This window comes from Streptomyces sp. NPDC048255 (genome assembly GCF_040652415.1).
Taxonomy (GTDB): domain Bacteria; phylum Actinomycetota; class Actinomycetes; order Streptomycetales; family Streptomycetaceae; genus Streptomyces.
This window is the reverse complement of sequence record NZ_JBEZMA010000004.1, coordinates 210,059-228,616: the sequence shown is the minus strand read 5'-3', so window position 1 is coordinate 228,616 and position 18,558 is coordinate 210,059. Positions and strand designations below refer to the sequence as shown.

The following is an 18,558-nucleotide window of genomic DNA, read 5'->3' as shown; positions in this document are numbered from 1 at the left end:
TCTGGGGGGTAACAGATGACGGAGCGGGACATGTCCGAACTTGGCGCGCCCACGCGCAGACCGTACCGAGTGGGCTACGCGCCAGGTGCGTACGATCTGTTCCATATCGGACATCTCAATATCCTTCGGCACGCCCGGAGTCAGTGCGACTACCTGGTGGCCGGAGTGGTCTCCGACGAGATGGCCGAACTGGCCAAGGGCAGGCGCCCGATGATCCCGCTCGTCGAACGGCTGGAGATCGTCCGCAGCGTGAAGTACGTCGACGCCGCCTTCGTGGAGACCGTCCCGGACAAGCTGGAGACCTGGAAGCAGGTCCGCTTCGACGTCATCTTCAAGGGCGACGACTGGCGGGGCACCGCCAAGGGCGACAAGCTGGAGAAGGACTTCGCCGCCGTCGGCGTCGACGTCGTCTACTTCCCCTACACCGTCCACACGTCCAGCACCCAGCTGCGCCGGGCCCTGGACGCGCTCGCGGAACCCCTCGCGGCGCCGGAGCAGCTCACCGCCGAACGGCGCTGAGCTCCCGGAACCACTTGGCGAGGAACGCCAGCAGGAAGAGCGCGGCGACCGCACCGAGCCCCGCGTACGCCCAGCGGAACAGCTCCCCGCCGCCCAGCAGCAGGAACACCAGGCAGAACACCCCGTAGTCCACGGGCAGCAGCGCCACCGCGCGTACGGTCGACGGCGCGGCGGCGGGGCTCCCCGGCGCCGGCTTCGGCTTCAGCTTCTCGGTCAGCAGTCCCCCGAAGAAGGTGACGACCGAGGCGAACTGGAAGCCCAGCGGCACCAGCAGCCAGCCGTCGGAGCCGGTGCCGTACGCGTCGGGGAAGCGGTAGAAGGCGATCAGGACGCAGGTGTGCAGCGCGGTGAGCTTGGCGCAGTCCACGACGTGGTCGAGCCATTCGCCCGCGGCGCTGCCGCCCCCGCGCAGCCGGGCCAGCTGCCCGTCGGCGGAGTCGAAGGCGAAGCCGACGGCCAGAGCGGCCCACACGGCGACGCCGAGCCCCCAGGAGGGCGCGGCCAGCGCGACCGCGGCCACGGCGGCGAAGCTGAAGGCGGCGCTGATCAGCGTCACCTGGTTCGGCGTGAGCCCGGCGGCGTACGACCCGGCGGCCAGGTACCGGCCCGCGGGCCGGTTGACGAACCGCGAATAGAGCGACACCCCCTTCGCCGACTTCTGCGCCCCGCGCAGCTCCCGCAGCGCGGTCCCGACACTCGTCATGCCTACCCCTGACCCCCTCGATGGAACGCGCGTCCCCGTGCACGCGTGTACGACGGGCACATCATCGCAGGGCGGAGCCCCCGTTCCGCTCCGGATGATCACGTACGTCCGGAAATCGGGTGAGGAGCGGTGCGCGGCGCCGGTCCCTCAGCTCACCACCTTCAGCAGCAGCACCGACCGGGCCGGGACCGTCAGGGTCTCCCCGCCCCGGTGCGCGGTGCCCGGCGCGGCGGCCTGGTCCTCCCGGGAGGTGTCCAGAACGAGCTCGTACCCCGCCGCCCACGGCGCGCCCGGCAGGACCCACGCCGCCGGCCGGTCACCGGCGTGCAGCAGGGCCAGGAAACTGTCGTCCGTCACCTGCCGCCCCCGCTCGTCGCGGCCCGGGATGTCCCGCCCCGACAGGTACAGGCCCAGCGCGGCGGCCGGCGCGTACCAGTCCCGCTCGGTCATCTCCGCGCCCGCGGGCGTGAACCAGGCCAGGTCCCGCAGCCCGTCCGCGCCCTGCGGACGACCCGAGAAGAACGCCCGCCGGCGCAGCACCGGGTGCTCCTGGCGCAGCTTCACCAGCCGGGCCGCCAGCGCGAACAGCCCGGCCCAGGCCGGGTCCTCCAGCAGCGACCAGTCCACCCACCCCGTCTCGTTGTCCTGGCAGTACGCGTTGTTGTTGCCGCCCTGGGTACGCCCGAACTCGTCGCCCGCCACCAGCATCGGCACCCCCGTCGACAGCAGGAGCGTGGTCAGCAGGTTGCGCAGCTGGCGCCGCCGCAGCGCCGCGATCCGGGGGTCCGTGCCCTCGGGCGGCTCCCCTTCCACCCCGCAGTTCCACGAGCGGTTGTCATTGGTCCCGTCCCGGCCCGCCTCCCCGTTCGCCTCGTTGTGCTTGCGCTCGTAGGACACCAGGTCGCGGAGGGTGAAGCCGTCGTGCGCGGTCACGAAGTTCACCGAGGCGTACGGGCGCCGCCCGCCCCACGCGTAGAGGTCGCTGGACCCCGACAGCCGGTAGCCCAGATCCCGTACGTCGGGCAGCGCGCCCCGCCAGAAATCCCGTACGGCATCCCGGTAGCGGTCGTTCCACTCCGTCCACAGCGGGGGGAACGCCCCCACCTGGTAGCCGCCCGAGCCCACGTCCCACGGCTCGGCGATGAGCTTGACCCGCCGCAGCACCGGGTCCTGGGCGATGACCGCCAGAAAGGGCGACAGCATGTCCACGTCGTGCATCGAACGGGCCAGGGCCGCCGCCAGGTCGAAGCGGAAGCCGTCCACCCCCATCTCCGTCACCCAGTACCGCAGGGAGTCCGTGATCAGGCGCAGCACGTGGGGGCGCCCGGCGTGCAGGGTGTTCCCGCAGCCGGTGTAGTCGGCGTACCGGCGCTGGTCGGACTGGAGCCGGTAGTAACCCCGGTTGTCGATCCCGCGCAGCGACAGCGTCGGCCCCAGCTCGCCCGCCTCGGCCGTGTGGTTGTAGACCACGTCGAGGATGACCTCGATCCCGGCCGCGTGCAGGGCCTTGACCATCCGCTTGAACTCGCCGACCTGCTGCCCGGCCGTACCGGAGGACGAGTAGCCGGCGTGCGGGGCGAAGTAGCCGACCGAGTTGTAGCCCCAGTAGTTGCGCAGCCCGCGGCGCAGCAGGTGGTCCTCGTGCGCGAACTGGTGCACCGGCAGCAGCTCGACCGCCGTCACGCCCAGCTTCAGCAGGTGCTCGACCGCCGCCGGGTGGGCGAGCCCCGCGTACGTGCCGCGCAGCTCCCGCGGAATGCCGGGATGGCGCATGGTGAAGCCGCGCACGTGCAGCTCGTAGATGACCGAGTCGGCCCACGGCGTCTTCGGCCGCACGTCGTCGGCCCAGTTGTCGTCATCGTGGACCACGACCCCCTTGGGGACGTACGGGGCCGAGTCCCGGTCGTCGCGCACGGTGTCCGCGATGTACTGCTGGGGCCAGTCCCGGACGTGCCCGTACACCTCGGGCGGCAGGGTGAAGTCGCCGTCCACGGCCCGCGCGTACGGGTCCAGGAGCAGCTTCGCCGGATTGAACCGGGCGCCCGTCCACGGGTCCCAGCGGCCGTGCACGCGGAACCCGTACCGCTGTCCGGGGCGCACGCCCGGCACGAAACCGTGCCAGATCTCGTGGGTGAGCTCCGTCAGGGAGCAGCGGGCCTCGCCCCCGTCCTCGTCGAACAGGCAGACCTCCACCGCCTCCGCGCCCTGGGCCCACAGCGCGAAGTTGGTGCCGGCCGTCCCGTCCGGGCCGGTGTGGAAGCGGGCCCCCAGGGGGTGCGCGGAGCCGGGCCACACCGGTGGCCCCGGGCGCGCGGACACGCGTAACACCTGCCCTCTGACCTGACCGTTCGGCAGGCCCTCGGGCCGGCCGTGCCGACCGTTGCGGCTGTTCGGCTGCTCCTCGGTCTTCAGCTGCTCCTCGGTCTGCGGTGCGGGCACGGCCGGGCCGCCCCGTACCGCTTCCGGGGAGTTCCCGGCGTTCCCGACGGCTTCCACCGCCTCTTGCTCGGCTGCGCTCGACACTGCCCGCCTCCACGGCTCCTGGGTACCGGCAGGGGGAGGGGAGTGCGGCCCCGGCGTCCCGGCCCGGGCCTGCCCCCGTGTGGTCCTTCCCACTGTTCTGCCCCGACTGTTCTGCCCGGAACGTACGCCGCGCTCACGTTTCCCCCGGAGGGGCGCGGTCGTTGGACGGTTCGTGACTTTTCTGACGAGGCGGGCAGGGGCGGGCTTGGCCGCCGTGGCGGCATGGGCGGCCCTCCTGGGCGGCCTGGCCGGGTGCACCAAGGACGGCGGATCGCCGGTCGAGATCCAGCTGCCCGGAAAACCCCGCTCGCCGGAGGAGGCCATCCGGATCAGCCCCGACGACAACGCCAAGGGGGTCCCGGCCGACGGGCGGCTGACGGTCAGCGTGCCCGAGGGCCGGCTGGAGCGGGTGGTGGTCACCAAGGTGGAGGACGCCCAGCAGGAGCAGGTCCCCGGCGCCATCGCCGCCGACGGGCTCAGCTGGAGCCCCGATCCGGCGGCGGGCCGGCTCGCGCTCGCGGCCAAGTACACCGTGGACGCGGTCGCCCTCGACGGACACAACCGCCGCCAGGCCCGCCACACCACCTTCACCACCTACGTGCCCGAGGAGCGGTTCATCGGCTACTTCAAGCCCGAGAACCGCTCGACCGTCGGCACCGGCATGATCGTCTCCTTCAGCTTCAACCGCTCCATCGAGCGCCGCGCGGAGGTGGAGCGGGCCATCACCGTCACCTCCAGCCCGCCCGTGGAGGTGGTCGGCCACTGGTTCGGCGACGAGCGGCTCGACTTCCGGCCGAAGCAGTACTGGAAGCCCGGCACCGTGGTCACGGTGCGGCTGAAGCTGCGCGACGTCGAGGGCGCGGCCGGCTCGTACGGCATCCAGGACAAGACCGTCACCTTCACCGTCGGCCGTTCCCAGATCTCCACCGTGGACGCGGCCGACCACACGATGGAGGTCCGCCGGGAGGGACAGCTGGTGTCGACCCTGCCGATCACCGCGGGGGCGCCGAAGACCACCACGTACAACGGGAAGATGGTGGTCATGGAGCTCTTCGACGTGACCCGGATGAACGGCCAGACCGTGGGCTTCGGCGGCGAGTACGACATCCCCGACGTCCCGCACGCCATGCGGCTCACCAGCTCCGGCACCTTCCTGCACGGGAACTACTGGGCCAGCCCCGACACCTTCGGCACCACCAACGTGAGCCACGGATGCGTCGGCCTGCGCGACGACAAGGGCGGCGGCTCGGACACCCCGGCCGGCTGGTTCTTCGACCGCACGCTGGTCGGGGACGTGGTGGAGGTCGTCAATTCGCAGGACAAGACGGTCTCCCCGAACAACGGCCTGGGCGGCTGGAACATGTCCTGGACGGACTGGGTGGCGGGCTCCGCCATCGCCTGACCTGCGGGCCGCCCCCTGCCCGGAAGGGCGACTCGTGCGAGCGCGGCGCCGTGTCCCGTTCCGCCCCGCCCCGTCCCGCTTCCGGCACTTGGGACGGAACGGTGACAAGACCGTGCCTATTCGTGTTGTCCCCATGTGATTACCTGTCGGCAAGCGCGCGACTGCACGCGCGCGGGGGACATGGGGAGAACAAGAGTGAACCTGCAGCCGATACGCGGCCGCGGCCGCACCGGCCTGCCGGCCCTCCTGCTGGGGGCGGCCCTGCTGTTCACCACCGCCTGCAGCGGCGGTGGCGGCAACAGTGGCAGCGGTGGCGGTGACAAGGCCGGGGGTGGCGGCCAGACCGGTAACGAGGCGTCCAAGGCCGTGGTCAGCATCAAGCCGGACGACGTTGCCAAGGAGGTCGCGACGAGCGGCGTCCTGAAGATATCCACCACCGGCGGCAAGCTGGCCACCGTGACCGTGGCCGACACCAAGGGCAACGCGGTCGAGGGCAAGATCGCCGACGACGGCGCGAGCTGGGAGCCCGCCCGCCACCTGGCCTCCGCCACCGAGTACAAGGTGCACGCGGTCGCCAAGGACGAGGCCGGCCGGGAGTCCGCCAAGGACACCACTTTCACCACCCTGACCCCGACGAACACCTTCATCGGCCACTACACGCCCGAGGACGGTTCGACCGTCGGCGTGGGCATGCCGGTGTCGATCAACTTCACGCGCGGGATCACCAACCCCGAGGCCGTGGAGAAGGCCATCACGGTGACGGCCGAGCCGTCCGTTCCGGTCGAGGGCCACTGGTTCGGCAACGACCGCCTCGACTTCCGCCCCGAGAACTACTGGGCCGCGGGCACCAAGGTCACCGTGAAGATCGCCCTCGACGGAGTCGAAGGCCGCCCCGGGGTCTACGGCAAGCAGACCCGTACGGTCACCTTCACCATCGGCCGCTCCCAGGTCTCCACGGTCGACGCGAGCACCAAGCAGATGGAGGTCGTCCGTGACGGCCAGGTGCTCAAGACCGTCCCGATCACCGCGGGCGCCCCGTCGACGACCACCTACAACGGGCAGATGGTCATCAGCGAGAAGTACAAGGTGACGCGGATGAACGGCGCGACCGTCGGCTTCGGCGGCGAGTACGACATCCCCGACGTCCCGCACGCGATGCGGCTGTCGAACTCCGGCACCTTCGTCCACGGCAACTACTGGGCCTCCTCCGGCACGTTCGGCTCGGAGAACGTCAGCCACGGCTGCGTCGGCCTGAAGGACGCCCGCGGCGGCGGCGACGGGAACCAGCCCGCCGCCTGGTTCTTCAACGAGTCGCTGATCGGCGACGTGGTCGTCGTGAAGAACTCCAAGGACAAGCAGATCGCCCCGGAGAACGGCCTCAACGGCTGGAACATGGCGTGGTCGGAGTGGATCAAGTAGTCCTCCCCGCCCCGTAGTACGGCCGGCCCGGTGCTGTGACACACAGCACCGGGCCGCTGTCCGTTAACCGGCACTAACCTGGCCCGTATGACCCTCTCTCTCGAAGTCTCCGAAGGCGTCGGCACCCTCCGCCTGGACCGGCCGCCCATGAACGCCCTGGACATCGCCACCCAGGACCGGCTGCGCGAGCTCGCGGTGGAGGCCACCGACCGGTCCGACGTCCGCGCGGTCGTCATCTACGGCGGCGAGAAGGTGTTCGCGGCCGGAGCGGACATCAAGGAAATGCAGACCATGGACCACGCGGCGATGATCGCCCGGTCCCGCGGGCTGCAGGACGCCTTCACCGCCGTGGCCCGCATCCCCAAGCCCGTCGTCGCGGCCGTCACCGGCTACGCGCTGGGCGGCGGCTGCGAGCTCGCGCTGTGCGCCGACTTCCGGATCGCCGCCGACAACGCGAAGCTCGGCCAGCCCGAGATCCTGCTCGGCCTGATCCCGGGAGCGGGCGGCACGCAGCGGCTGTCCCGGCTCGTCGGCCCGTCCAAGGCCAAGGACCTCATCTTCACCGGGCGCATGGTCAAGGCCGACGAGGCGCTGTCCCTGGGCCTGGTCGACCGGGTCGTACCGGCCGCGGAGGTGTACGAGCAGGCCCACGCCTGGGCGGCGAAGCTGGCCCAGGGTCCGGCGATCGCGCTGCGCGCCGCCAAGGAGTGCGTGGACGCGGGCCTGGAGACCGACATCGACACCGGCCTGACCATCGAACGCAACTGGTTCGCGGGCCTGTTCGCCACCGAGGACCGTGAGCGCGGCATGCGCAGCTTCGTCGAAGAGGGCCCGGGCAAGGCCAAGTTCCTCTAATCGGGCGCCGGCCGGCGTTCCTCCCTGTGGGTGGATTAGCCAGGCCTTAAGGGAGCCTTAAGGGGAATGGGTGATCCACTCACGGTGATCGCCGAAATGCGGTGCGTCACACCAGGTCATCCTGTGTATCGAGGCCCTCCGCTTGCCTTACGCATATGACAGAACACCCCCCGGGAGTCGTTGAATCCGGGGGGTGTTTTCCCGCGGAACTGCCCGGACGGGCAGGTCGGCCGTCCATGATGGGTGCATGGCGGGCCTGGAGGGTGTGGAACAGCCGCGGCAGCGCAGCAGCGCTTCGGCCGTACGGCTCACGGCGGCTCTTGAGGACGAACAGGGCCTCAAGGCACTGGAGTTGTACGGGAACCCGGCCGAGGCGGAAGTGACCCTGCCGTCCGAGCCCGAGTCGGCCAGCACCGCGCGCCGCCTCACCCAGTGCGTGGTGGTCCGCATGTGGGGCCTCTCGCCGCAGATCGCCGAGCACGCCGTCCTGCTGGTCTCCGAACTCGTCGGCAACGCGGTCCGGCACACCGGGGCCCGCTCCTTCGGCTTACGCATGCTGCGCCGGCGCGGCTGGATCCGCGTAGAGGTGCGCGATCCCTCGCGCGGGCTGCCCTGCCTGATGCCGGTCCACGAGCTGGACACCACCGGCCGGGGGCTCTTCCTCGTCGACAAGCTCTCCGACCGCTGGGGCGCGGACCTGCTGCCCCGCGGAAAGATCACCTGGTTCGAGATGCGGGTCGCCGACCGCTAGGCGACCCGGCCCCGGAACGCCAGAAACCCCCTGTCGCCGTGGTGGGGCGTCGCGGGGGTTTCATGGGTGCGCCGAGGATCGATTGGGGTGTGATCCTCGGCGTGGTGACTTCGCTCGGGTCAATGGGGAAGTCGTGGTTCCGACTATGGCAGACGTGGCCCCGAATGCCAAAAGTCCCTAGTCGGACATAAGTGTGCAAATAGTGAGAGTTTCTAGCTAAATCCTAGGTGAGATGGGCCACTCGCCTGGTAATCAATGAATAAATATCGACCGCTCTGTGTGAATCGTTGATCACATAGCGGTCAGGCCGCTCGTTCGGCCCCTTCCGGTAGACGTCCCGAATTGGGTCAATCATTACCTTCCGCGTCATCCACCCCTTAAATGGGCAAGTGCTCTCACATCCAGGCCGCCGTACGGTCCTGCGCGCGACCGGTCTCGCCACGGCCGGCGCCGCCGCGGCCGCTCTCAGCGCCGCCTGCGGACCGGGCCGCCCCGCCTCCGCACCCTCCGCCGCGCCCCCGGGCTCGGCCGGACCGGCCAAGGCGGCCAAGGCGGCGCCGGCCGCGCCGCGCCGGTTCGCCGGGCAGCCCGTCGAGATCGGCCACGGTCCGCGCGACCGGCCCCGGGTCGCCCTCACCTTCCACGGCAACGGGGACCCCGCCACCGCCCGGTCGGTCCTGGCCGAGGCCGAGAGAGCGGGCGCGCGGGTCACCGTACTGGCGATCGGCAGCTGGCTCGACGCCCACCCGGAGCTCGCCCGCCGGATCCTCGACGGCGGCCACGAGCTCGGCAACCACACCCAGCGCCACCTCTCGATCAACACCATGCCGGAGGCGGAGGCCTACGCCGAGATCACCGGCTGCGCCCAGCGGCTCCGGCGCCTCACCGGCTCCATCGGCGCCTGGTTCCGGCCCTCCCGGACCCAGTACGCGACCCCGCTCGTCCAGAAGCTGGCCCAGCGCGCGGGCTACCCGCACGTCCTCTCGTACGACGTGGACTCACTCGACTTCACCTCGCCCGGTGCCGCGGCCGTCATCCGCACCGTCACCGGGACGATCCGCAGCGGATCGGTGGTGAGCCTGCACTTCGGCTACGCGGACACGGTCGACGCGATGCCGCCCCTCCTCGAAGAACTCGCGCGCCGCGAACTGCGCGCGGTGACCACCACGGAGCTGCTGACGCCATGACGACCATCCGCCTTCCCCGGAAGGCCACCGTGCTGCTCGCCGGTCTGGTCCTCGCCGCCCTGGCCGGCTGCGGATCAGCCGACAAGGGACCCGCCGAGGCACTCGGCACCAAGGGCCCGGCCAAGCCCGTCAAGGTGGTCCCGGCGGCCCCGCCCGGACTGCCCGGCATGCCCCCGCTCCTCGATCCGCACGACGTGTACGCGGCGGACCGGCCCAACCAGCTCTCCCCGGTGGTCAAGGACTTCCCGTCCCGCGTCTACGTCCCGAACACCAACTCCAACACGGTGTCCGTCATCGACCCGGTGACCTACCAGGTCATCGACACCATCCCGGTCGGCATCCAGCCCCAGCACGTGGTCCCCTCCTGGGACATGAAGACGCTGTGGGTCAACAACAACCGCGGCCACACGCTCACCCCCATCAACCCGGCCACCGGCGAGGCCGGAAAGCCCGTCGAGGTGCACGACCCGTACAACCTCTACTTCACGCCGAACGGCAAGTACGCGATCGTCATGGCCTCGCTCGACAAAGAGCTGGTCTTCCGCGACCCGCACACCATGGACCGGGTGAAGACCGTTCCCGTGAGCTGCTTCGGCGTCAATCACGCCGACTTCTCCGCCGACGGCCGGTACTTCATCGTGAGCTGCGAGTTCTCGGGCGAACTGCTCAAGGTCGACACCGAGCGGATGGAGGTCGTCGGGCAGCAGAAACTGCCTTTCGAGGGCGCGATGCCGCAGGACGTCAAGGTCTCGCCCGACGGAAAGACCTTCTATGTCGCGGACATGATGGCGCACGGGATGTGGGTGCTCAGCGGCGACACCTTCGAGACCCCCAAGCTGCTGCCCACCGGAAAGGGCTGCCACGGTCTGTACGTGAGCCGTGACTCCAAGGAGATGTACGTGTCCAACCGGGGCGAGGGCACGGTCTCCGTCTTCAACTTCCCGCAGAACAAGCTGACCAAGAAGTGGGAGCTGCCGGACGGCGGCAGCCCCGACATGGGCGGCGTCTCCGCCGACGGCAAGGTGCTGTGGCTGTCGGGCCGCTACAACGACGAGGTCTACGCGATCGACACCGTGACGGGCAAGCAGCTCGCCCGCATCCCGGTCGGCGGCGGTCCGCACGGCCTCGCCGTGTACCCGCAGCCCGGCCGCTACTCGCTCGGCCACACCGGCATCTTCCGCTAGCGGCCCGGGTATGCCGGTGCCCCGGGAGCTCGCACAGCTCCCGGGACACCGGCACACGCTCGCCGCCGCCGTACTACCAGGCGACGGGGAGCCGCTCCGGAAGCCGCTTGATGAAGCCCGTACGCCAGACGAGGTTCTCCGCGGGTACCGCGAGCCGCAGCTCGGGCAGCCGCTCGACCAGCACCTCCAGGGCGATCTCGGCGTGCGCCCGGCCCAGCGCGGAGGCCGGGCAGAAGTGCCGGCCGGCGCCGAAGGCGAGGTTGGCGTGGGGGCTCTCGCGCTCCAGGTCCAGTACGTCCGGGTTCTCGAAGGCCTCGGGGTCGAAGTTGGCCCCCTCCAGCAGGACGAGGACGAGCTCGCCCTCCTTCACCAGGACGTCACCGAGCTGGATGTCCGCCAGGGCGATGCGCGGCAGGCCGTCGCCGACGGACAGGTTCCAGCGCAGCAGTTCGTCCACGGCCTTGCCCATGCGCTCCGGGTGCTCGCGCAGGTACCCGATGAGCTCGGGCTTCTGGAGCAGCGCGAGGACCGCGAGGGTGAGGAAGGCTGAGGTGGACACCGCGCCCGCGCCGAAGAGCGAGACGGCGACCGTGGCGAACATGTCGTCGGTCAGGTGCGCCGACTCGGGGTCGGCCTCCTTCAGCTCGGCGAACTTGCCGAGGAGCCCCGTACGCTCCTCGGCGGGCCGGGCGAGCTGGGCGCCCAGCTGGTCGGCGAAGTAGCCAACGTCTTTGTACCAGTTGAGCGCGGAGTCGGCGAAGGGCTCGCGCGCCGTCATGAAGGCCACGTCCAGCCCCGACATCAGCCGGCGCCAGTCCTCGAAGGGCACCCCGAGCACCTGACAGTGCATCGCCGCCGAGAAGGGGTCGGCGAACCCCGCCCGGAGGTCGGCCGGGCCGCCCTCGGCCACGATCTGGTCGATGAGCTCGCCGGCGATGGCGCGCAGCCGGTCCTGGAGCCCCTTCTGGCGCGGGTTGAGCGCCTTCATCACCGCGTTGCGCAGACCGGCGCTGTTGATGTTGCCCATGTTGTTGACGACCTCGGGCGGGATCGTCAGCGCGTACTGGCGCGGGACCCCGGCGTTCGCCGTGTCCTTGAGGCTGAACCGCTCGTCCTCCAGCACCTGCTTGGCCAGCGCGTAGCTGCTGACCAGCCAGGCCGGATCCCCGGTGAGGGTACGGACCTTGGCGACTGGGGCCTTCTCGCGGAGCCAGCCGCACTCCTCCGGAAGCACGTCTCCGCGCCGCGAGAGCGGGAAGTCGAGGAGCGGCTGCTCCTGAGTCCCCCGGCCCTCAAGCTGCTCGACGCTCATCGACGATCCTTTCGGTCGGTACGTGGTTCACGCTGTGCTGTGGTGCCGTGCCCTCGGGCGCTCCGCGCTCGGGCACCTCGCGCACCGATTCGGCGGCCTCGGGCCGTACGACGGCGTACGCCTGGTTCCTGGTCGCGCGCAGGCCCCCGCCGCGTGCGAAGAGGACATCCGTCAGCGGCATCTTGACGTGGTAGGCCGCCACCGAGGACGGCACGTCGAGAATGCTCGGGGTGTCCACGAAGAACGGCAGCTCGGCCGCCATGTAATCGAAACAGACTTGCAACTGCTCCGCAGTGATGGATTCACCTTCCGGCAACTTGGAGCCGACAAAGTGCAGGGCCATTTTCTCGCAGCCCTTACGGAATTCGTCGTCGGTCTCCAGGAAATGCAGTACGCGCCGGTGCAGTAGTTGGTAGACGGGGTTCTCCTGGAACTCCGAAAGTGCTCTGACGCGGATCTCGGCGTGTGAGGTCCCTGATTGTTCCACGCCCTTGAGGATCCTTCTCCGGACCGCCTTGATCTCCTTCGTGGCGCGCTTCTCCGCGTGCTCCTGGGTGTAGCCGAAGGCGGCGAACATCCGGTCCACGTGGAGGTCTGCGTAGACGAAGTCGACCTGCGCGAAGCGGGTCGTGGCCCACTGGGCGAGACCGGTGATGCGCTCGGAGCTGAAGTAGCTGTTTCCAGGACTCACTCCGATGAGCACATGGTCGCCGTCTTCCCAGATATGGCGGCAGGTGCGGGTGAAGGGCAGAACTTCGAATGATGCGTCGGCTGTGATCGTCACCTGTGTGATCGCCCTCATTGCCGCTTGTCCCTGGGAGCCCTGCGCTCCTGGTGTGGCGGCAATGTCGGTACGTTATGCCGTGGTGCCGGAGCGTGACAAGTCCGGGCCGGATTTGTTGGCTGGAATTATCGCTTCCGCATTACGGAAGGGTAATGGAATTTCTATCTGCCGCTCGAACGGGACCCGCGGCGGGGGAGCTCCGCGCAGGCCGCTACCCTGAGCCGGTCAACAAGCACCAAGAAGGGGTGGACCCAGTGGCGGACATCGAGAGCGCACGGACGACGTTCGGCAAGTTCGACGTGAACGGTGACGGCTTCGTCACGGCGGACGAGTTCCGGGCGGCCCTGGCGGCCATGGGCGACCCGTTCGTCACCGGCCCGGTCGCGGACGCCGTCATCGCCGCGAAGGACGCGAACGGCGACGGCCTGCTGAGCTTCGACGAGTTCTGGGCCTCCCTGAACAAGTAGGCCCGCCTGGACAGGTAGGGCCCGGCTGAACGAGCAGGGCCCGCCTGAACGAGCAGGGTCCGGCTGAACGAGCAGGCCCGCTCCGGCCCCACGTCCGGCCCCACGCGCCGTCGCCCCACCTGCCCGGGGCGGGGGCGCGTCAGGCCGTCGTGGTGCCGTCCGGCGGCGTCATGTCCTCGACCTCCGCCAGGGCCTCCTCCAGCCAGCTCAGCCAGAACGTCTCCAGGGCGATCCCGCCGTGCAGGACGAGCCGGCGCAGCCGGTCCTCCACCGCGGCGCGCTCCGGCGGGAAGTCCTTCGCCTCGATGGCCTCGTACTTCGCCAACTGCTCCCGGTGCAGCTCCAGATGGCGCCGCAGCTCGGGCCCGAGCCGGGGCGGCCCGACGACCGCCGCCGCGCGGATCCGCAGCAGCAGCGCGTCGCGCAGCGGTTTGGGGTCCTGGCTCTCGTCGACCCACCGCGCCAGCTCCGCGCTGCCGTCGGGCAGCACCTCGTACTCCTTCTTCTGCCCGCGGACGGGCACCTCGCTGGGCAGCTCCCGGATCAGCCCGGCCTCCTCCAGCCGGCCCAGCTCCCGGTAGATCTGCTGGTGCGTGGAGGACCAGAAGTACCCGATCGACTTGTCGAAGCGCCGGGTCAGCTCCAGCCCCGACGAGGGCTTCTCGAGGAGGGCGGTGAGGATGGCGTGCGGGAGCGACATGCGGCCATCCTAGGGAGTGCCGTCCCGGCGGGCCCTGACGCCCGCGGGGGAGGGTCTAGCGCCAGGCGGCCAGCGCCTCCGGCACGCGCGGACCGGGGGTGTGCGCGTCGAGGAAGCCGTGGGCGCGCAGGAACGCGGTGACCGCCGGGGACCAGGCCTGGCGCAGGCCCGCCGAGGCGAGCAGTTCCGGGTCCGACAGGAGGTCCCGCGCCGCCCCCGTCCGGATGCCCGACGGGGTGAGGACCGCCGCGTCGTCGGCCCAGCGGACCGCCAGCTCCACGTCGTGGGTGGCCATCACCACCGTGGTGCCGTCCGCCCGCAGCCCCGCCAGCACGTCCAGCAGGCGCTCCTGCCCGTCCGGGTCCAGCCCGGCCGTGGGCTCGTCCAGGATCAGCACGCGCGGAGCCATCGCCACCGCCCCCGCGATCGCCGCGCGCTTGCGCTGCCCGTACGACAGCAGGTGCGTCGGGCGATCCCGGAGCGCGGTGATGTCCAGCGACGTCAGGGCGGAGTCGACCCGCCGGCGGACCTCCGGCGCGGGCAGGCCCAGGTTCATCGGGCCGAAGGACACGTCCTGTTCGACGGAGGCCGCGAACAGCTGGTCGTCTGGGTCCTGCACCACCAGCTGGACGCCGGTCCGCAGCCGGGTCAGACCCTTCCGGTCGTACGCCACCACCGCTCCGTCGAGCCGCAGTTGACCCGAACCCGGCCGCAGACCCCCGCTCAGCAGCCGCATCAGCGTGGTCTTGCCACTGCCGTTGCGGCCCAGCAGGACCAGCGCGCGGCCCTCCTCGATGGCGAAGTCCACGCCGGACAGCACGGACGGCCCGTCCTCGTAGGCGTAGCCCGCGCCGACCAGTTCCACCAACGGGGTCACAGATACAGCTCCTTCAGTACGAGGGTCAGGACGGCCAGGCCGGTCAGCAGCGCGCCGGAGCCGGCCAGGAACCGCCAGGACAGCGTCGCCTCCGGTACGAGCACCCGCAGCGCGCCGTCGTAGCCGCGCCCGGCCAGCCCGTCCTGGAGCCGCGCCGCACGGTCGAAGGCCCGTACGAACGAGGTCGCCGCCAGCCCTGCCAGCGAACGCCACACCGCCGCCCGGCCGCGCTGCCCGAGACGGGCCGCCTGGGCCCGGCGGATCTGGGCCATCGAGTCCAGCAGCAGGAACCCGATCCGGTACATGACCAGGGCCACGTCCACCACGGGAGCCGGCACCCCGGCCCGCACCAGCCGGGGCAGTACGTCCGAGACCGGGGTGGTGAAGGCGAACAGCAGCACCCCGAGGGAGGCCGCCGAGGTGCGCAGCAGCAGTTCCGCCGCGTGCCGGGGGCCGTCCGGGGCGAGCACCACGAACCCGGCCGGCCCGCCCACCGAGACCAGCAGCGGCAGCGCCCCGGTGAAGCAGAAGCCGAGCGGGATCCGGAAGGCCCGCCACAGCTGCCGTCCGGACACCCCGGCGGGCCCGAGGAGCACCGCCAGGGTGGCGGCGGCGACCAGCGGCCCGCCGGGCCAGGGCGGCAGGCACACCGCCGTGACGGTCAGCCCGATCCCCAGCAGGGCCTTCTCCAGGGGATGGCGGTGACGCCAGCGGCTGCTGTGCGCCGCCACGTCGATCGGCAGCACCGCCTACGACTCCGCGGCGGTGCCCGCCGTACCCGCCGGAGCGGCGGCGGCCGGGGCTGCCGTGGCCGCCGCGGCGGCAGCGGCCTGGCGGCGGCCCTTGCGGACTCCGAAGTAGTACGCGAGCACGCCCGCGCCGAGCGCCGCCTGGAGGGCGAACAGCGCCGACTCGATCTCGCCGGAGGGGGGCTCGTAGAGCGGTGTGAACCACGGCTCGTAGTCCGGCTTCAGCTCGGTGATCGCCGCTTCCGCCTGCGCGTCCGCACCCGTGAACGGCTCCTCCTTGCCCTCGCCGAGCCCCAGCGCGAGCGGGAGCACGGCCAGCGCCGCCACCAGGAGCAGCAGCAGGGTGTTGATCTTCGCGTTCCTGGTCATCGGGCCACCGCTTCCTGGTCGGTCTCCTGCTTCGCCTTGCCCCCGGTCAGCTTGGCGACGCCGAGGCGCACCATGTCGGACTTGCTGGACTGCATCAGCAGCCGTACGACGAGGACGGTCAGCAGCCCCTCGCTCACGGCGAGCGGGATCTGGGTGACCGCGAAGATGCCCGCGAACTTCTCCAGGGAGCCCACGAAGCCGCTGCTCGCGTCCGGGAAGGCCATCGCCAGCTGGACGGAGGTCACGCAGTAGGTCACCAGGTCGGCGAAGAAGGCGCCGAAGAAGACGGTCACCATCAGCGGCAGGTCGAACTTCCGCAGGAGCCGGTAGACGCCGTAGCCCGCCCAGGGCCCGGCGATCGCCATCGAGAAGACGTTGGCGCCGAGGGTGGTGAGCCCGCCGTGCGCCAGCAGCAGCGCCTGGAAGAGCAGGGTGATGGTGCCGAGCACCGCCATGATCGGCGGCCGGAACAGGATGGCCCCGAGCCCCGTACCGGTGGGGTGCGAGCAACTGCCCGTCACCGAAGGGATCTTCAGGGCGGACAGGACGAAAGTGAACGCTCCGGACGCGCCGAGGAGCAGGGTGCTCTCCGGGTTGGCCTTCACCTCGCGGGTGAGGGCGCGCACGCCGTGCACGACAAAGGGAGCGGACGCGGCGCCCCAGGCGACCGCGTGCAAGGGGGGCAGAAACCCCTCGGCAATATGCATGAGTAGGGAGACCTCTCCAGCACCTCGTGGATGGACAACGCGCCCCGGCCGGTCTCCTGGCTCACGGGTACTGATGCCCGGACTCCGCCTTCCCGGGGCCGTGCGGTCTCCCGCGCGGGCCCAGTGGCTTCCCGCAGGAGTGGAGCCGGACTTCCCGATCACAGTGGCGAGGGCCGCACCGGTTTCACACCGGTTTCCCGAACACCAAGGCCCGCTGACCCTAGTCGGCCGCGCGGACGGGTACCAACCCACCCTCGGAACCGCCGGCGGAGCTCGGATTCCGCTTGCGCTCACTGTGCGTGTTCGACCCGCTACCATATGCACCAACAACCGCACCTGACGAGGGAGTTCCGCATGTCCGTGACCGCCGAGGACTGGCTGCCCCGCATCGCCGCGCTGTTCCGCGCGTACGACCTGGACGGCGACGGCCAGCTCGGCCGCGAGGACCTGATCGCCTACGCCGGACGGCTGGCCGAGCAGCTCACCGAGCCCGGGGACACCCGCCGCCGGGCCGCGCTGTACGACGTGTACGCGGAACTGTGGACCCAGCTCCAGGCCGCCGCCGACACCGACCGGGGCGGCCGCATCAGCGAGCAGGAGTTCGTCGCGGCAGCCGCCCGTGACGCCTTCGACGGGGACGCCTCCTTCCGCGCCTCCACCCTGCGCGCCCTCGACGCGCTCGCGGACGCCCTCGACCGGGACGGCGACGGCCGCATCGACCGGGAGGAGTACGAGCGGATCTTCGGCGCGACGGGTCTGTCCGGCGCCACGGACGCCCTGGCCTTCGACAGCGTCGACGCCGACGGCGACGGGTCCGTCAGCCGCGAGGAACTGCGCGCCGCAGCCGTGTACCTCTTCCCGCTGGCCGACCCCAGCTGGCTGAGCGGCGGGGGCGCCCGCCCCGACCGCCCGCGCGGCATCGCCCTGGTCGCCCACGACTCCCGCAAGGCCGACCTGCTGGCCTGGACGGAGCGCCGGGCCGCCGACCTCAAGCCGCACCGCCTCTACGGCACCGGTACCACCGGCACCCTGATCAACCGTCTGATCGGTCTGGACGTCACCCCGCTGCGCAGCGGCCCGCTCGGCGGCGACCAGCAGATCGGGGCCCTCGTCACCCAGGGTGAGATCGACATGCTGGTCTTCTTCTTCGACCCGCTCGCCTCGCACCCGCACGGGGACGACGTCCGCGCGCTGATCCGCCTCGTGGCGCTGGCCGACGTCCGGCTCGCGCTGAACGCGGCGAGTGCGGACGCGATGATCGAAAGCCTCTAGGGAGTGCCACGGGCGGGCGCGGTCGGCTGGCGTCCGCGCCCCACGCTGCGCAGGCTGAGGGGGTGGCTGCCGACTACGACTACTCCGACCTGACCGCCGTCTACGTGAACTGCACGCTCAAGCGCTCGCCCGAGACCAGCAACACCGAAGGTCTGATCGACAAGAGCCGGGCGGTCATGGAGGCGGCCGGTGCCCGGACCTCCCTGATCCGCGCCGTCGACCACGACATCGCGACGGGCGTCTGGCCGGACATGACCGAGCACGGCTGGGAGAGCGACCAGTGGCCGGTCCTCTACAGCCAGATCATGGACGCCGAGATCCTGGTGCTCTGCGGCCCCATCTGGCTCGGCGACAACAGCTCGGTGATGAAGCAGGTCGTCGAACGCCTCTACGCCTGCTCCTCGATCCTGAACGAGCAGGGCCAGTACGCCTACTACGGCCGCGTGGGCGGCGCTCTGATCACCGGCAACGAGGACGGCGTCAAGCACTGCGCCATGAACGTGCTCTACAGCCTCCAGCACCTGGGCTACGCGATCCCGCCGCAGGCCGACGCGGGCTGGATCGGCGAGGCCGGGCCCGGCCCCTCCTACCTGGACCCGGGCTCGGGCGGCCCCGAGAACGACTTCACCAACCGGAACACCGCCTTCATGTCGTGGAACCTGATGCACCTGGCCGCCCTGCTCAAACGCTCCGGCGGCATCCCGGCGCACGGCAACCAGCGCTCGCTGTGGGACGCGGGCTGCCGCTTCGACTTCCCCAACCCCGAGCACCGCTGAAG

General features: G+C 70.9%; 19 protein-coding genes and 1 riboswitch. Of the genes, 10 read left to right on the top strand and 9 right to left on the bottom strand.

Annotation, left to right across the window (positions count from 1 at the left end; all coding sequences use genetic code 11):
- Positions 1–30: 30 nt before the first annotated feature.
- Complete coding sequence (locus AB0D94_RS06400) at positions 31–519, top strand: adenylyltransferase/cytidyltransferase family protein (RefSeq protein WP_362046333.1); 489 nt, start codon at positions 31–33, stop codon at positions 517–519.
- Here AB0D94_RS06400 and AB0D94_RS06395 read toward each other — a convergent pair.
- Together AB0D94_RS06395 and glgX are read right to left on the bottom strand one after the other, a co-directional pair.
- A complete protein-coding gene (locus tag AB0D94_RS06395) occupies positions 500–1,222 on the bottom strand; it encodes a CDP-alcohol phosphatidyltransferase family protein (RefSeq protein ID WP_362046330.1) in 723 nt (240 codons plus the stop codon). The genes AB0D94_RS06400 and AB0D94_RS06395 overlap by 20 nt on opposite strands.
- Before the next feature lie 147 nt (positions 1,223–1,369).
- Positions 1,370–3,577 carry a glycogen debranching protein GlgX gene (glgX, locus tag AB0D94_RS06390; RefSeq protein ID WP_362046494.1) on the bottom strand — a complete coding sequence of 736 codons (2,208 nt, stop codon included), beginning with the start codon at positions 3,575–3,577 and terminating at the stop codon, positions 1,370–1,372.
- Positions 3,578–3,950: 373 nt separating this feature from the next.
- Here glgX and AB0D94_RS06385 point away from each other — a divergent pair, with 373 nt between their 5' ends.
- The 6 genes from AB0D94_RS06385 to AB0D94_RS06360 all read left to right on the top strand — a co-directional run bounded on the left by AB0D94_RS06385 (position 3,951) and on the right by AB0D94_RS06360 (position 10,543).
- Entirely contained in the window at positions 3,951–5,147 is a 1,197-nt protein-coding gene (locus AB0D94_RS06385) for an Ig-like domain-containing protein (RefSeq protein WP_362046327.1), read from the top strand.
- Positions 5,148–5,348: 201 nt separating this feature from the next.
- A complete protein-coding gene (locus tag AB0D94_RS06380) occupies positions 5,349–6,566 on the top strand; it encodes an Ig-like domain-containing protein (protein WP_362046491.1) in 1,218 nt (405 codons plus the stop codon).
- An 87-nt stretch (positions 6,567–6,653) separates the two neighbouring features.
- Entirely contained in the window at positions 6,654–7,421 is a 768-nt protein-coding gene (locus AB0D94_RS06375; protein ID WP_362046324.1) for an enoyl-CoA hydratase-related protein, read from the top strand.
- A 247-nt stretch (positions 7,422–7,668) separates the two neighbouring features.
- Positions 7,669–8,172, top strand: a complete 504-nt coding sequence (locus tag AB0D94_RS06370) for an ATP-binding protein (RefSeq protein ID WP_266934163.1) — start codon at positions 7,669–7,671, stop codon at positions 8,170–8,172.
- A 389-nt stretch (positions 8,173–8,561) separates the two neighbouring features.
- Positions 8,562–9,359 (top strand): polysaccharide deacetylase family protein, encoded by a 798-nt coding sequence (locus AB0D94_RS06365; protein WP_362046319.1) that lies wholly within the window; start codon positions 8,562–8,564, stop codon positions 9,357–9,359.
- Positions 9,356–10,543, top strand: a complete 1,188-nt coding sequence (locus AB0D94_RS06360; RefSeq protein WP_362046316.1) for a YncE family protein — start codon at positions 9,356–9,358, stop codon at positions 10,541–10,543. Before AB0D94_RS06365 ends, AB0D94_RS06360 begins: the two co-directional genes overlap by 4 nt.
- A 73-nt stretch (positions 10,544–10,616) precedes the next feature.
- On the opposite strand, the gene AB0D94_RS06355 is transcribed toward AB0D94_RS06360, so the two are convergent.
- Both AB0D94_RS06355 and AB0D94_RS06350 read right to left on the bottom strand, forming a co-directional pair.
- Positions 10,617–11,855 (bottom strand): cytochrome P450, encoded by a 1,239-nt coding sequence (locus tag AB0D94_RS06355; protein ID WP_362046312.1) that lies wholly within the window; start codon positions 11,853–11,855, stop codon positions 10,617–10,619.
- Positions 11,836–12,639, bottom strand: coding sequence for a tRNA-dependent cyclodipeptide synthase (locus tag AB0D94_RS06350; RefSeq protein WP_362046309.1), 804 nt, complete (start codon positions 12,637–12,639; stop codon positions 11,836–11,838). The genes AB0D94_RS06355 and AB0D94_RS06350 overlap by 20 nt, the downstream gene beginning before the upstream one ends.
- Before the next feature lie 254 nt (positions 12,640–12,893).
- Between AB0D94_RS06350 and AB0D94_RS06345 the strand changes: the two genes are divergently transcribed.
- A complete protein-coding gene (locus AB0D94_RS06345) occupies positions 12,894–13,106 on the top strand; it encodes an EF-hand domain-containing protein (protein ID WP_362046306.1) in 213 nt (70 codons plus the stop codon).
- Positions 13,107–13,245: 139 nt separating this feature from the next.
- On the opposite strand, the gene AB0D94_RS06340 is transcribed toward AB0D94_RS06345, so the two are convergent.
- The 5 genes from AB0D94_RS06340 to AB0D94_RS06320 are packed head-to-tail and all read right to left on the bottom strand — an operon-like array spanning position 13,246 to position 16,508.
- Positions 13,246–13,806, bottom strand: coding sequence for a PadR family transcriptional regulator (locus tag AB0D94_RS06340; RefSeq protein ID WP_362046302.1), 561 nt, complete (start codon positions 13,804–13,806; stop codon positions 13,246–13,248).
- A gap of 55 nt (positions 13,807–13,861) precedes the next feature.
- Positions 13,862–14,683 (bottom strand): ATP-binding cassette domain-containing protein, encoded by an 822-nt coding sequence (locus tag AB0D94_RS06335; RefSeq protein ID WP_362046299.1) that lies wholly within the window; start codon positions 14,681–14,683, stop codon positions 13,862–13,864.
- Entirely contained in the window at positions 14,680–15,429 is a 750-nt protein-coding gene (gene cbiQ / locus AB0D94_RS06330) for a cobalt ECF transporter T component CbiQ (protein WP_362046296.1), read from the bottom strand. Before cbiQ ends, AB0D94_RS06335 begins: the two co-directional genes overlap by 4 nt.
- A gap of 3 nt (positions 15,430–15,432) precedes the next feature.
- A complete protein-coding gene (locus AB0D94_RS06325; protein WP_362046293.1) occupies positions 15,433–15,801 on the bottom strand; it encodes an energy-coupling factor ABC transporter substrate-binding protein in 369 nt (122 codons plus the stop codon).
- Positions 15,798–16,508, bottom strand: coding sequence for an energy-coupling factor ABC transporter permease (locus tag AB0D94_RS06320; RefSeq protein WP_362046290.1), 711 nt, complete (start codon positions 16,506–16,508; stop codon positions 15,798–15,800). Before AB0D94_RS06320 ends, AB0D94_RS06325 begins: the two co-directional genes overlap by 4 nt.
- A 28-nt stretch (positions 16,509–16,536) precedes the next feature.
- A riboswitch (cobalamin riboswitch) is annotated at positions 16,537–16,732 on the bottom strand.
- A 130-nt stretch (positions 16,733–16,862) separates the two neighbouring features.
- Here AB0D94_RS06320 and AB0D94_RS06315 point away from each other — a divergent pair.
- Together AB0D94_RS06315 and AB0D94_RS06310 are read left to right on the top strand one after the other, a co-directional pair.
- Positions 16,863–17,780: a methylglyoxal synthase gene (locus tag AB0D94_RS06315; RefSeq protein WP_362046287.1), complete on the top strand. Its 918-nt coding sequence runs from the start codon at positions 16,863–16,865 to the stop codon at positions 17,778–17,780.
- A gap of 62 nt (positions 17,781–17,842) precedes the next feature.
- Positions 17,843–18,556, top strand: coding sequence for a flavodoxin family protein (locus AB0D94_RS06310; RefSeq protein ID WP_362046283.1), 714 nt, complete (start codon positions 17,843–17,845; stop codon positions 18,554–18,556).
- Positions 18,557–18,558: the final 2 nt, after the last annotated feature.